The sequence below is a fragment of the Gemmatirosa kalamazoonensis genome (genome assembly GCF_000522985.1).
GTDB lineage: Bacteria > Gemmatimonadota > Gemmatimonadetes > Gemmatimonadales > Gemmatimonadaceae > Gemmatirosa > Gemmatirosa kalamazoonensis.
Genome location: NZ_CP007130.1, coordinates 314792 through 328009 on the forward strand (window position 1 = coordinate 314792; position 13218 = coordinate 328009).

The following is a 13218-nucleotide window of genomic DNA, read 5'->3' on the forward strand; positions in this document are numbered from 1 at the left end:
CGCCGGCGCGCAGGGCGCCTCCGGTCCGCGGAAAGGGTCTCCCGCCTGCTGCGTGTCGTGCCGTGCGCGCCTACGACCTCCTCGCCCCGCCGTGCGGACCCGGGCATCAGGGAGATCGTACATGTCCGACCAGCCCTCCCCGCCCGCCGAAGGCGCCCGCTCCGCGCTCGACGCCGTTCGCCGCGAGGCGAAGCGCCTCCTCCGCCAGGCCCGCGCCGGCGACGCGCCGGTCCTCGCCGCGCTCCGCGCGCTGCTTCCGCGCCTCGCCGCGCTCGACGACGCGGGCGTGCGAACCGCGATCCGGCTCGCCGACGTCCAGCACGCGGTCGCGCGGCAACACGGCCACGACAACTGGGCGGCGCTGAAGGCCGCCTACGAGCGGCTCGACCCGCTGCACGTCCACGCGGCGCGCTTCCTCGAGGCCGTGCGCGGCGACGACACGGCGCGCGCGCTGGCCGTGCTCGAGACGCACCCGGCGATCGCGCACCACGACCTGGCGTGCGCCTGCGCCGCGGGCGACGTCGCGGCGGTCGAGGCGCGGCTCGCCGCCGATCCGTCGGCGGCGGCGCGCCCCGCACCGCCCGACGAGCCGCCGCCGCTCGTCTACGCCGCGCTCTCCGACGTGAAGCGCGCCCGCGGCGTGACCGAGGCCGAACAGGTGCGGCTCGTGCGCCTGCTCCTCGACGCCGGCGCGAGCCCGAACACCAGCGTGCCGCTGCCCGACGGGCCCGATCGGCTTCCCGTGCTCTACTACCCGTGCCTCGCCGGCAACGTCGCGGTCGCGCGGCTGCTGCTCGAGCGCGGCGCCGCGCCCACCGACGGGGAGAGCCTGTACCACGCCGCGCAGCACGACCGTCGCGAGATCCTCGAGCTGCTGCTCGCCCACGGCGCGGACCCGAGCCGCGGCCCCGTGGAGGGCGCGACCACGCCGCTCTACTTCCTCGCGTCGCACCGGGCGTCGAACCCGATCGGCGCGGCGGCGATGCGCGGCATGGCGTGGCTGCTCGCGCACGGCGCGGACCCGAACGTGCCGCTCGGCCGCGTGAGCGACGGGCAGACGCGCGCGCAGCTCGGCGAGACGCCGCTGCACCGCGTCGCGGCGGGCGGCCACGGCGCGGCCGCGATCGAGTCGCTGCTCGCGCACGGCGCGCGGGTGGACGCCGCGCGCACCGACGGCGCGACACCGTACGTGCTCGCGATACGCGCCGGGAACCGCGCGGCGGCCGACGCGCTCGCCGCCGCCGGGGCCGACGTGGCGCGTCTCGCACCCGTGGACCGGCTGCTCGACGCCTGCCTAACGGGCGACGCGGCGGGCGCGCACGCTCTCGTCGCGTCGCACCCCGGGCTCGTCGCCGCGCTCGACGAGGAGGCCGCGCGGGCGATCCACGTCGCGCTGGACGACGACCACCCGGAGGCGGTGGCGATCATGCTGTCGCTCGGCTGGCCGCTGGGCGTGGAGAGCGAGTGGGGCGGCACCGCGCTGCACTGGGCGGCGTGGCACGGGCGCGTCGCCCTCGTGCGGCAGCTGCTCGCCCACGGCGCGCCGGTGAACGCGCGCGACTCGCGCTACGGCAGCTCGCCGATCGCGTGGGCGGCGCACGGCTCGCGCTTCAGCCCGCGCGCCAACGACGACGACTACCCGGCCATCGTGCACCTGCTCCTCGACGCGGGCGCGACGCGCGCCGAGGCGTACAACCGGTGGCATGAGCCGCCCGAGCGCCTGGCGCGGCCGTCGGTCGTGCACGCCCTGCGCGCGCGGGGGTTCGCGCCGTGACGTGATGCCTAACGACAGCCCCGGACGAGACGGCGCGGTCAAACCCTGGCCGCGCCGCCCCTGTCCAAGCCCGCATGCCAAACCTCCGCCTCGCCTTCCGCACGCTGCGCCGGACGCCGTTCGTCACCGCCGTCGCCGTGCTCTCGCTCGCCCTCGGCATCGGGGCCAACGCGGCCATCTTCTCGCTCGTGCGCGAGCTGCTGCTCGCGCCGCTGCCGGTGCCGCACCCCGAGCAGCTCGTCATCTTCGGCGGCAACACGCCGACGCCCGGCTCGCACCAGACGACGCTCGCCGGGGGCGACAGCAAGTGGATCTTCAGCTACGCCATGTTCCGCGACCTCGAGGCCCAGCCGGGGCCGTTCAGCGGCGTGGCGGGGCATCAGGACTTCAACGCGAACCTCGCGGCACGCGGCAACGTCGTGAACGCGCGGGCCGAGTTCGTGTCGGGCTCGTACTTCGGCGTGCTCGGCGTGAAGCCCGCGATCGGCCGGCTGCTCGGCCGCGACGACGACCGCGTGATCGGCGCCAACGCGGTCGCGGTGCTGAGCCACGACTACTGGCAGAGCCAGCTCGGCGGCGACCCGTCGGTCGTCGGTACGACGATGACGGTGAACGGCCAGTCGATGCGCATCATCGGCGTCACCGAGGCGGGGTTCCAGGGCACGACGCTCGGCAACCGGCCGGCGCTCTTCGTGCCCATCACGATGCGCGGCGTGCTCGACGCGGGCTACACCGGCTACGAGCAGCGCCGCCAGTACTGGATCTACGTCTTCGCGCGGCTCCGTCCCGGCGTCACGCTCGAGCAGGCGGCGGCGCGCGAGAACGTGGTCTATCATCGCATCATCAACCAGGTCGAGGCGCCGCTCCAGCGGGGCGTGAGCGAGGCGACGCTGGCGCGCTTCAAGGCCAAGTCGCTCGATCTCTTCGACGGACGGCGCGGCTCGAGCGACCTGCACGACGAGACACGGACGCCGCTCGTCCTCCTGTTCGGCATCACGATGCTCGTGCTCGCGATCGCGTGCGCCAACATCGCGAACCTGCTGCTCGCCCGCTCGGCCAACCGCGCCACGGAGATGTCCGTGCGGCTCTCGTTAGGCGCGTCGCGCACGCACCTGCTCGCGCAGTTGCTCGCCGAGTCGGTGCTCCTCGCGTCGCTCGGCGGCCTGACGGGGTTGGGCGTCGCGTGGGCCACGCTGCACGGCATCGTCGCGCTGCTGCCGCAGGAGGTCTCGTCGACGCTCGCGTTCGCGGTCGACCCGAGCGCGATCGGGTTCGCCGCCGCGCTGTCGATGACGACCGGGCTGCTGTTCGGGCTCTTCCCCGCCCTGCACGGCACGCGCTCGGAGCTCGTGACGGCGCTGCGCAGCGGGTCCAACAAGACCACGGCGGCGCGCGGCGCGGCCCGCTTCCGCACCTCGCTCGGCACGGCGCAGTTCGCGCTGTCGATGGCGCTGCTCGTGTCGGCGGGGCTGTTCATCCGGAGCCTCGACAACGTCGGCCGCGTGCGCCTCGGCATCGACGTCGACGAGCTGGTGACGTTCCGCCTGGCCCCGGTGCTGAACGGCTACTCCGGCGCGGAGTCGCAGGCGCTGTTCGCGCGCGTGGCGCGCGAGGTCGGCGCGATCCCCGGCGTGCGCGGCGTGACGGCGGCGCGCGTGCCGCTCATCGGCGGCAACAACTGGGACAACGACATGAACGTGCAGGGATTCCCGCACGGGCCCGACACCGACACGGACGCGTACTTCAACGCGGTGGGCCCGGACTTCTTCCGCGCGACGGGCCAGCCGCTGGTCGCGGGGCGCGAGCTCACCGCGTCCGACGCGCTCGGCGCGCCGCGCGTCGCGGTCGTCAACGAGGCGTTCGTGAAGAAGTTCCGGCTCGGCGACGGCGCGGTGGGGCGCATGGTCGGCGAGGGGGACAGCCTCACGCACGTGATCGTCGGCGTCGTGAAGAACGCGAAGTACAGCGGCGTGAAGCAGGAGGACCGCCCCGTGTACTTCCTGCCGTACGCGCAGGACACGACGGTCGGCTCGCTCAGCTTCTACGTGCGCAGCACCGTGCCCGCGCGCACGCTGCTGCCGGAGATCCGCGGCACGCTCGCGCGCATCGACCGCACGCTCCCGGTCACGTCGCTCAAGACCATGCCGCAGCAGATCCGCGAGAACGTCTACCTCGACCGGCTGATCACGACGCTCTCCGCCGGGTTCGCGGCGCTCGCCACGCTGCTCGCCGCGGTCGGCCTGTACGGCGTCCTCGCGTACTCGGTGGCGCAGCGCACGCGCGAGATCGGCGTGCGCATGGCGTTAGGCGCGAGCGCACGCAGCATCGTCGCGATGGTGCTGCGCAGCGTCGGCACCATGGCGGTCGTCGGTGCGGCCGTGGGCATCGCCGCGGCGTACGGCATCGGGCGTGGCGCGGAGTCGCTGCTGTTCGGCGTGCGCGGCAGCGACCCGCTGGTGGTGATCGCCGCGGTCGTCGCGCTGTCGCTCGTGTCGCTCGCCGCGTCGTCGATTCCCGCGTGGCGTGCCGCGCGCGTGGACCCGACGCGCGCGCTCCGGTACGAGTAGCGTCCCGGTGCCGTCGGCGGCGCAGCTCAGAGTCCGAACATGCGCGCCACGCGCCGGGCGAGGTCCTGCTCCGTCATCGAGCCGTCGACCTCGAGGGCGGGTAGCGCCAGCCGCTGCGTCTCGGCGCGGAGGACGTCCGTGAACATCCGGTCGCGCTCGAGCAGATTGCGCAGCGCGCGTTCCGGGTCGCTGGTCGTGGCGAGAAAGCCCGACGCCGACCCGCCACGCGCGGCGAAGACCGCCTGGCGGAACGGCGGCGTCGGCAGGAGCCAGACGGCACGATCGCGCGCGGAGAGGAGCGGCGCGACGAGGCGCGGCAGCAGGCGGAATCCCTCCACGAGCACACCAGGCTCCCGCGGCACGTGGAGGAGGTCGTCGACGATCAGGTCGAAGCCCTCGCCGCGAAACCAGTGGAACGAGTCGAGCATCGCGTCCGGCGACCGGCTCACCCAACGCTCGTCCATGGTCATGGCCATGAACCGGTGCAGCAGCGGCGCACCGTCGGGCGTCGTGCGGCGCGCGTGATCCGCCATCACGTCGTCGGTCGCGTAGAGCCGCAGGCCGTGCTCGGCCGCGATGCGACGCGCGATGGTCGACTTGCCCGCGCCGCTCCCGCCGCCGACCCAGTAGACGTGTCGGAGCCGCTCCCGAAGCGCGGCACGATCGGCGATGCCGCCCGCAAGCATCCTATGCGCGAGCAGCCCGGACGCACATCACGATCACGCCTGCCCCGCGCGCGATGGCGTCGCGCGGCGAGTGCGAGCGGAGCGCCACAGCTCGCGCGCCGAGAGCACGGCGGAGAAGACGCCAGCGGTTCCGATCGCCAGGAGCGTCCACACGAAGAAGAAGCCGTGCGCGGCGCTGCGCGGCCCCCCCACCGTGTGCAGCACGGGCAGGCCCGCGGAGAGGATCCCGAGGAGCAGCGTGATGACGTATCCCGACCGGCGCCCGGCAAGCTCCACGGCCCCGTACAACGACACGAGTACGATGAGCAGGAACGTGAACGTCCCGGCTCGGCTCATCGAGTCCAGGCCGAAGACGATGTCGTGCGCGAGATGCACCGTGAAGAGCACGACCAGCAGCAGCGACGAGATGGTCAGCGCGGCGTTCTGTCTCATGGCGTCCTGGGCTCGGTTACCGAGGGAACGCGGTCCGGTCTCCTACGTCGCCCGTGGTAAGCGAGTTTCGTCGCGCGTCCCGTGCTACACCGTCGCCGACACGATCGACACGCGTCGCGGCGCCGACAGCCCGTCCGCGCGGCCGGCGTAGTAGCGGTGCGCGGCCTCCTCGCGCGACAGGAATCGCGCGCCGGAGAACCCGAGCGACCGCAGCATCGCCGCCACGTCCTCCGGCGTGAAGTAGCTGATCCACGGCTCGCCGACCGCTGCGGCACCGCCGGCGAGACGGTCCGCGCCCGACGTCGCGTCGGGGTTCGGTTGCGCGAACGTGAGCACGATCTCGCTCCCCGACGCGAACGACCGCACGGTGCGCAGCGTCGCGTGGATCGCCTCGCGCGTCAGATACATGGTGACGCCGAGCCACGAGAAGAACGTGCGCTTCGCCGCGTCCACGCCGCAGCGCGCGAGGCCCTCGGCGAGCGACTCGCGCTCGAAGTCGACGTCGGCGAACCGCAGGTTGACGGGGATCGCGATGCCCGCGCGGGCCAACGCCGCGCGCTTCGCCGTCTGGCTCGCGGGGTGGTCGACCTCGGTGATCGCGAGCCGGCTCGCCCACGGCGGCTGGCGGTACGCGAACGTGTCGAGGCCCGCGCCGAGCAGCACGTACTGCTCGACTCCGTCGGCGACGGCCTGCTCGAGCGCATCCTCGGTGAATCGGCTGCGCAGCAGCACGTGCGAGCGCAGCCCACGCACCGTCGGGGCCTGCAGCTCGTCGGCGCGACCGCGAATCCGCGACTCAGTGTCGTCGCCGAGCAGCCGCGCGATCACGGTGTCGTTCAGGATGGGCGGCGCGCCGTCGAGGAGCAGGTGCGCCGCCCGCAGGACGGCGACGCCGCGCGCCGTGCTGCTCGCGGCGCGCGGAACGTCGGTCGATCCGGCACCGTGTCGCGTCACCGCCCGCCGCGCGTGAGCGTCTCGGCGAAGCTGCGCGGCGGCGTGCCGCAGCGCGGCGGCGCGACGGTGCGGCCGGACTCGGCGTCCACCGGCGGCACGCGCCGGGCGCGCGACACGCGCTCCGGATCCTCCGACGCCTCGTAGGCGAGCATCGCGACGAGCGTCGCGTTCCGGCGGATCGTCGCGAAGTCGATCTTGTCGAACGTGTCGCGGTTCGTGTGCCACGTGTAGTCGCCGTACGACCAGTCGCTCGACGTGAGGAAGAAGCCCGGCGCGTCGCGGCAATCGAATGCGTCGCTGTCGGTGCTCTCGTCGTGGGCGATGCCGGGGAGCGCGAGCACCGTGGTGCGCGTCACGTCGGCCGGCATGCGCGACATCCAGCGCGCGAAGTGCGCGGCCGCGTCCACGAAGCCGTTCGTCTGCACGGTGTCGATCTCGCCGGCCCCGTTGTCCTGGTTGAACAGCGCCTGCAGCCCCGCGAGCACCTCGGGGTGGTCCGCCGCGAACGCGCCCGAGCCGATGTCGCCCTCCTCCTCGCCGCTCCAGTGCCCCACGAGGATCGTGCGCTTGGGATGCGGGTAGACCTGCTTCAGGATGCGCATCGCCTCGAGCATGATGATCGTACCCGTGCCGTTGTCGGTCGCGCCGCTCGCGCCGTCCCACGAGTCGAGATGCGCCGAGAGCATCACGTACTCGTTAGGCAGCGCGGACCCCTTCACCTCGGCGATGGTGTTGTAGACGGGCGCCTCGTTCGGCGCGCTCGTCGCCTCGGCCACGGCGTGCGCGCGCGGGTGCTGGCCGCGCTCGGCGAGCCGCGCGAGCAGCCCGTAGTCCTCGCAGCTCACGTCGAACGTCGGCACGCGCGCGGTTCGCGCGGCGAAGATCTTGTCGACGCCCCAGCCGCGCGACCACGTGTTGCCGAGCACCGCCGCGGCCCCCGCGGCCTCCAGCGCCGGCAGCAGCGTGCGCGTGTTGTATCCGCCGACCGTGACGCGGCGCCGGAACTCGGCCGCGCCGCTGTCGCGTGCCGCCTTCACGGCGGCCACCGTCGCCGGCGGCGCCCACGCGCCATAGTCGGAGTCGGGACGGCAGGTCGGCTGCGGGTACGACACGAGCACCAGCTTGCCGCGGACGGTGCCTAACCATCGGGCGAAGCCTGCGCTGTCGCGGGACTCGGCGGTCGGCGGCAGCATCACCACCTCGCCGGTCACGCCGCCGGCGGGCGTCGCCGGACTCCACGCGAGCATGGTCGCCTCGAGCGTGCGCGCGCGCGGCGCGAGGAGCTCCACCCGGCTCTGCCCGCGCGCCCAGTCGCGCCACGTGCCGTACTTCTCGTTGCGCGCGCCGACGCCCCACGATGCGTAGGTGCGCACGAGCCAGTCGTTCGCCGCACGGTTCGCCGGCGAGCCGGTGAGCCGCGGTCCGATGGAGTCCATCAGCGTCTGCGCGAGCGGGTACGCCTGCGAGCGACGCATGCCCTCGTCGTAGATGCGGGCGATGACGGAGTCGCCGGTCGGCGGCGACGACGAGAGCGGCAGGTGCAGCGTGGGCTGCGCCGCGGCGGGCGCGATGCGTGCGGCGGCTACGGCGAGCGCGATCGCCGCGCCGGCGAGGCGGCGTCGGACGGACTTCGTGGAATGCATCGGAGGCGAACGGTTTCGGCGGGAGGAAGCGCGGCGGCAGCGGATGCGGCGGCGAGCCCGAACTCTAACGTGCCGCGCCGACCTCCGGACGGCATGTGGCGCCCGCGCGACATGGCGCGGACCGCACCGGAACGACTTACTTCGCCATCCCGCCAGTCAACGCACCATGACGCCGTCACGAGAGCGAAGCGAGCACCGCCCGCGCGGGGCTTCCAGCGCCGTAGCCGTCACCCGCCGCGACCCCACCTGGGCGTTCGTGCAGGTGTGCATGCACTGCCACGCGGTGGTGTTCGTCGAGCTGCCGAGCGGGTGGCGCTTCTGGGTGCCGGCGGCGAGCGAGGCGGCGCGCGTCCTCCGGCAGGGGCCACTCGGCGGCCCGCGGCCCCTTCCCAGCCATGGCATCTGCCAGCCGTGCGTGAGACGGCACCACGCGGAGCTGCTCCCGATGCTGCGCGCGCGGTACCCGGCCGCGAACTACTGACGACCGCCTGACGTCATTCGGCCGGCGGAGCCGTAGGGCCGGTGTCGCAGCTCCCGACCTCGACACCACCGCGAGCTCCACATGGAATCGTTCCGCACCGATCTGCGCTACGCGCTGCGCCTGCTGCGCAAGAATCCGGGCTTCACGCTCATCGCCGCGCTCGTCGTGATGCTCGGCGCGGCCTCCGTCACGACGATCTTCAGCGTCGTCAACACCCTGCTCATCGCGCCGAGCCCCGGACTCGGCGAGCCGGCGTCGCTCGTCGACGTGACGGTGTGGGGCGAGCGCACGCCGGGGCCCTCGAACGTGTCGTACCCGCTCTACCGCGACGTCGCGCGGCGTACGCGCACGCTCTCCGGGCTCGCCGCGTGGGCGAACGCCGGCGCGGACGTCGCGTTCGAGACCGGCGGTACGACGCGGGCGCACGAAGCGCGGTCGGCGCTGATCGTGTCGGGCAACTACTTCGACGTGCTGCGCGTGCGTGCCGCGGCCGGCCGCTTCTTCCGCGCCGACGAGGACAGCGAGCCGTTGGCGAAGCCAGTCGTCGTGGTGAGCGCGGCGCTCGCCGAGTCGCGTCTGGGCGGCGCGGCCGCCGCCGTGGGCCGGGAGATCGAGGTGAACGGGACCGTGTTCACGGTGATCGGCGTCGCATCGCCGGAGTTCGGCGCCACGATCGCGCTCGTGAAGCCCGACCTCTACGTGCCCGGGATGATGGCGTCGGTGCTGCTGCGCGACATGCCGCGCATCGTCTCCGAGCGGCGCGCCGAGTGGCTGTCGCTCGTCGGCCGCCTCGCGCCGGGCGTCTCTGCGGGACAGGCGCAGGCGGAGCTCACGACGCTCCGCGCCGGCGTCGCGCGCGAGAACGCCGACGACGACGCGCGCGAGCGGGTGCTCGTCGTGCGGCTCCGCCCGATCCCCGTGCAGGGGCAGGAGGTCGTCGCCGTCGCGATGGGCGTGCTGATGACGGTCGGCGCGCTCGTGCTCCTCATCGCGAGCCTCAACGTGGGCAGCATGCTGCTCGCGCGGGGCGTCGCGCGGCGCAAGGAGTTCGGCGTGCGGCTCGCGATCGGCGCCACGCAGCGCCGCCTCGTGAGGCAGCTCGTGACGGAGAGCGTGGTGCTCTTCCTCCTCGGCGGGACGGCGGGCGTGATCCTGACCGACTGGGTGCTGCGGCTCGCCGAGACGATGCGCGTGGACGCCCACGTACCCATCGCCGTCCATTTCCCGATCGATCTCCGCGTGCTCGGCTTCACGCTCGCCGTGACGCTCACGACCGGCGTCGTGTTCGGCCTCTTCCCGGCGCTCGCCGCCGCGCGGCGCGACCTCGCGCCCACGCTGCGGAGCGACGGCGCGGGCGTCGGCGATCGCCGCACGCGGTCGCGCCGCGTGTTCGTGACCACGCAGCTCGCGATGTCGGTGCTGCTGCTCGTCTCGGCCGGACTGTTCCTGCGCGCGCTGCAGCGTGCGAGCACCGTGGACCCCGGCTTCGACTATCGGCAGCTCGCCGCCGCCGACCTCGGACTCACGAGCGCCGGGTACGACTCGGTGACGGCCGGTCCGTTCCTGCGCGAGCTGGCCTCGCGCGTGACGCGGCTGCCCGGTGTGGAAGGCGCGACGTTCGCCACCATGCCGCCGCTGAGCCAGCGCGTGATGGGGACGACCATCGGCGTGCCGGGGCGTCCCGCGGCGGCGAAGGGCGAGCGGCCCGACGTCACCGCGTTCGAGATCGTCGGACACGACTACTTCCGCACGACCGGCATTCCGCTGCTCGCCGGCCGCGCGCTCGACGAGACCGACGTGGCCGGCGCGAGCCCGAGCGTGGTGGTGAGCGCGGCGTTCGTGAGACGCTTCTTCCCGGGCGTGCGCGTGCAGCAGGCGGTGGGGCGGACGTTCACCGTCGACGGCACGACGGAGACGATCGTCGGCGTGGCGCGCGACGGCCGATTCACCTCGCTCGTCGACGAGCCGCGGCCGTTCGTCTTCTTCCCGGACGCGCAGCGCCACCGCCCCGACGCGGCGATCGTCGTGCGCGCGCGGCCGGGCGTGGACCCGGCGAGCCTCGGTCCCCAGATCCAGCGGATCGTGGCCGCGCTCGACCCGCGGCTGCCGCGCCTCGCGGTGCAGGACCTGACGACGATCGCCGCGTCGGGGCTCCTGCCGCAGCGCGTGGCCGCGCTCGTGACCGTGTCGTTAGGCACCCTCGGGCTCCTGCTCGCGGCGGTGGGCGTGTACGGGTTGATCAGCTATGGCGTCGGCCAGCGCGTGCGGGAGATCGGCGTCCGCATCGCACTCGGCGCGCCCCGGCACGGCGTGGTGCGCATGGTCGTCGCGGAAGGCTGGCGGCTGGCCGGCATCGGGCTCGTCGCCGGGCTGGCAGTGGCGACGCTGCTGTCGCGCGCGCTCGCGCGATTCCTCCTCGGCGTGAGTCCGCTCGATCCGATCACGCTGCTCGGCGTGCCCGTCGTGCTGCTCGGCGTGACGCTCGTGGCGAGCTGGCTGCCCGCGCGCCGCGCCGCGCGGATCGACGTCGCGCGGGCGCTGCGGGACGGATGACGGTCGCGCCTAACGGTCGCGACGCGTGGCCGCCTCAGTAGTGCGGCAGCCGATCGCGTTCGAGCGCCGCGCGGACGAGCGTCGCGGCATACGCGTTCGCGTCGTCGACCGACGTGCGGAAGCGCAGGCCGCGGCGCCAGCTCGCGGGCGCCTCGGGATGCACCCCGGTGAGGATCACCCAGCCCGCGCCGAACGTCCCCTCGACCACGGCCGGCGTCCCGTCGGGGTAGCGTGCGACGACGTCGCCCCAGCCGCTCAGCTGCGGACCGTCCTCCCAGTAGTGCTCCAGTGTCCGCCCCCCGGGCTCGGCGACGGCGACCACCGTCCGGCGAATCCCTCGCGCCTCGGCGGCGTAGAAGCCGAACCGCGCGCCCGCGGTCAGGTTCAGACCGTTGTACGGCGAGTCGCCGGCGAAGAACGCGCCCGCGCACAGCCCGAGGTAGCTCAGCCCACCGCGCACCGCCTGGCGCACGTTCGCGGTGGCGTCCGCCGTTAGGCCGCTGCCGATGCGCTCGAAGTCGCCGCCCGGCACGATCAGCAGCCGGTATCCCCCGAGCCGGGACGCGCTCATCCCGTTCAACTGCCGGGAGCTCGCCGTCGCGTAGGCGAGGTGCGCGCGCCGGAGGATCGTCTCGACGGCCGCGACGTCGCCGCGTGAGGTGCCGGCGCCGGTGAAGAGCAGCACGGGCGCGCCGGCGTGCGGCGCGCGTTGGTCGCCACACGCGGCCAGCAGGACCGCGCACACGAGGACGCGAGCGCTCATGCCGTCAACGATACCCGCGCGGGCAATGCGGCGCGTCGGGCACGGGGCGCAGCCACGCCCGGTCGCGCCAGGCCGGCACGAGGGCGGCCGCCACGAGCGCGCCGGCGACGCCGAACGCCGCCGGATATCCGGTGCGCGCCGCGAGCACGCCGAAGCCGGCGCCGCCCAACGCGAGACCGGTGTCGTACGCGATGTTCCACACCGCGCTCACCGCGTCGTAGTCGCGCGGCGGCGCGTGCTCGAACATCAGCGCGAGGCTCGCGTTCTGGGCCACGCCGAATCCGGCGCCGAGCACGAGCATCCCGAGCACGACGGCGATCGGCCGCCCGACGAGCGTCAGCGCGCTCAGGCCGACGGCGGCCAGGAGCACCGCGGGCAGGAGGAGCCCTGCGGAGCCGTGCCGATCGCCGTGGTGCCCTGCCCACCACCGCGCGCCCGCCGTGCTGGCCGCCTGCGCGAAGAGCGCCGAGGCCGCGAGGCCGCCGGACCCGCGAGCGACGGCGAGTGGGAGGAACGTGACGACCGCGCCGGCCGCCATCGCCGAGAGCGAGAACACCGCCGACGGCCACGCGAGCGCGGGGCTGCGCAGCGCCGCCACGACGCCGCGGCCGGCTTCGGCTCCGGCGTGCGCGCGGGTCCGCGTCGGCACGCCCGGCAGCGCCGCCAGCCCGCCGAGCGCGGCGCCACCCGCGAGGACGAACACGATGGCGTATCCCACGCGCTCGGCGAGCCAGAGGCCGAGCGGCAGGGCGATCACGGCCGGGACCCCGACGACGAGCCCGTAGACGCCTAACGCCGCCGCGCGGCGCGCCGGCGGCGCGATCGCGGGCACGAGTGCGCTCCCGGCGACGAACAGCACCGCGAGGCCCATCCCGCGGATCACGCAGATGCCGGCGATCGCGGGAAGGCTCGTCGCGGCGCGCAGCGCGAGCGCCGGAAGGCCGAGCAGCACGAGTCCGACCGCGAGCACCGAGCGATAGCCGAACCGCCCCACGAGCCGGGGCACCGCGAGCTCCGCCGCCACGGTCGCGCCCATCAGCGCGCCGGTCATGCCGCCCGCGCCGATGCCGCCGGCCCCGTGCGACGTGGCGTATCGCGGGACGACGGAGAGCAGCAGATAGAAGCTCCACATCGCGCCGAAGCTCGCCGTGAACACCAGCGCGAGGGCGCGGCTCATCAGCGGCGGCCGCACGCCGTCGGTCCCTCGTCCGCTGCCTAACGAATCGTCCACGAGCGTCGCCCCAGCCGCAACGGGTGGTCCCGCCTCGCACCATCCTCGGCCGGTGATGATAACCGCGTTGCGATCTCCGACGGCGGGCCCGCTTGTCCGACGCGCGCCCTCGCGTCATACTCGCCCCGCGTCAT

10 protein-coding genes are annotated in these 13218 nt (G+C 74.3%); 4 read left to right on the forward strand and 6 right to left on the reverse strand.

The window, feature by feature from the left end; translation table 11 throughout:
* Nucleotides 1-121: 121 nt before the first annotated feature.
* Nucleotides 122-1774, forward strand: coding sequence for an ankyrin repeat domain-containing protein (locus tag J421_RS29175; protein WP_025414661.1), 1653 nt, complete (start codon nucleotides 122-124; stop codon nucleotides 1772-1774).
* Between the two features lie 74 nt (nucleotides 1775-1848).
* Nucleotides 1849-4341 carry an ABC transporter permease gene (locus J421_RS29180; RefSeq protein ID WP_025414662.1) on the forward strand — a complete coding sequence of 831 codons (2493 nt, stop codon included), beginning with the start codon at nucleotides 1849-1851 and terminating at the stop codon, nucleotides 4339-4341.
* 26 nt (nucleotides 4342-4367) lie between these two features.
* Here the strand turns inward: J421_RS29180 and J421_RS29185 are convergent, their stop codons facing one another.
* The 4 genes from J421_RS29185 to J421_RS29200 all read right to left on the reverse strand — a co-directional run bounded on the left by J421_RS29185 (nucleotide 4368) and on the right by J421_RS29200 (nucleotide 8056).
* Nucleotides 4368-5027 (reverse strand): hypothetical protein, encoded by a 660-nt coding sequence (locus J421_RS29185; RefSeq protein WP_104023477.1) that lies wholly within the window; start codon nucleotides 5025-5027, stop codon nucleotides 4368-4370.
* A 33-nt stretch (nucleotides 5028-5060) separates the two neighbouring features.
* A complete protein-coding gene (locus J421_RS29190; RefSeq protein WP_025414664.1) occupies nucleotides 5061-5459 on the reverse strand; it encodes a hypothetical protein in 399 nt (132 codons plus the stop codon).
* An 84-nt stretch (nucleotides 5460-5543) separates the two neighbouring features.
* The gene (locus J421_RS29195; RefSeq protein ID WP_025414665.1) at nucleotides 5544-6413 is read right to left on the reverse strand and encodes a class I SAM-dependent methyltransferase; all 870 of its coding nucleotides are present in this window, start codon (nucleotides 6411-6413) and stop codon (nucleotides 5544-5546) included.
* On the reverse strand, nucleotides 6410-8056 hold the full coding sequence (locus J421_RS29200) for a M28 family peptidase (RefSeq protein WP_025414666.1): 1647 nt from the start codon (nucleotides 8054-8056) through the stop codon (nucleotides 6410-6412). Before J421_RS29200 ends, J421_RS29195 begins: the two co-directional genes overlap by 4 nt.
* A gap of 166 nt (nucleotides 8057-8222) precedes the next feature.
* Here J421_RS29200 and J421_RS29205 point away from each other — a divergent pair, with 166 nt between their 5' ends.
* Together J421_RS29205 and J421_RS29210 are read left to right on the forward strand one after the other, a co-directional pair.
* Nucleotides 8223-8537, forward strand: a complete 315-nt coding sequence (locus J421_RS29205; RefSeq protein ID WP_148306620.1) for a hypothetical protein — start codon at nucleotides 8223-8225, stop codon at nucleotides 8535-8537.
* An 81-nt stretch (nucleotides 8538-8618) separates the two neighbouring features.
* Nucleotides 8619-11090: an ABC transporter permease gene (locus J421_RS29210; protein WP_025414668.1), complete on the forward strand. Its 2472-nt coding sequence runs from the start codon at nucleotides 8619-8621 to the stop codon at nucleotides 11088-11090.
* A 34-nt stretch (nucleotides 11091-11124) separates the two neighbouring features.
* Here the strand turns inward: J421_RS29210 and J421_RS29215 are convergent, their stop codons facing one another.
* Together J421_RS29215 and J421_RS29220 are read right to left on the reverse strand one after the other, a co-directional pair.
* Nucleotides 11125-11853, reverse strand: a complete 729-nt coding sequence (locus J421_RS29215; protein WP_025414669.1) for a BPL-N domain-containing protein — start codon at nucleotides 11851-11853, stop codon at nucleotides 11125-11127.
* A gap of 4 nt (nucleotides 11854-11857) precedes the next feature.
* Nucleotides 11858-13030: an MFS transporter gene (locus J421_RS29220; protein ID WP_104023600.1), complete on the reverse strand. Its 1173-nt coding sequence runs from the start codon at nucleotides 13028-13030 to the stop codon at nucleotides 11858-11860.
* Nucleotides 13031-13218: the final 188 nt, after the last annotated feature.

Excerpts from the sequence above, each read along its gene's own strand:
- J421_RS29210 (WP_025414668.1), top strand. The coding sequence starts at position 8,619 with ATGGAATCGTTCCGCACCGATCTGCGCTACGCGCTGCGCCTGCTGCGC.
- J421_RS29175 (WP_025414661.1), top strand. The coding sequence starts at position 122 with ATGTCCGACCAGCCCTCCCCGCCCGCCGAAGGCGCCCGCTCCGCGCTC.
- J421_RS29220 (WP_104023600.1), bottom strand. The coding sequence starts at position 13,030 with ATGAGCCGCGCCCTCGCGCTGGTGTTCACGGCGAGCTTCGGCGCGATG.
- J421_RS29200 (WP_025414666.1), bottom strand. The coding sequence starts at position 8,056 with ATGCATTCCACGAAGTCCGTCCGACGCCGCCTCGCCGGCGCGGCGATC.
- J421_RS29215 (WP_025414669.1), bottom strand. The coding sequence starts at position 11,853 with ATGAGCGCTCGCGTCCTCGTGTGCGCGGTCCTGCTGGCCGCGTGTGGC.
- J421_RS29190 (WP_025414664.1), bottom strand. The coding sequence starts at position 5,459 with ATGAGACAGAACGCCGCGCTGACCATCTCGTCGCTGCTGCTGGTCGTG.
- J421_RS29180 (WP_025414662.1), top strand. The coding sequence starts at position 1,849 with ATGCCAAACCTCCGCCTCGCCTTCCGCACGCTGCGCCGGACGCCGTTC.
- J421_RS29205 (WP_148306620.1), top strand. The coding sequence starts at position 8,223 with ATGACGCCGTCACGAGAGCGAAGCGAGCACCGCCCGCGCGGGGCTTCC.
- J421_RS29185 (WP_104023477.1), bottom strand. The coding sequence starts at position 5,027 with ATGCTTGCGGGCGGCATCGCCGATCGTGCCGCGCTTCGGGAGCGGCTC.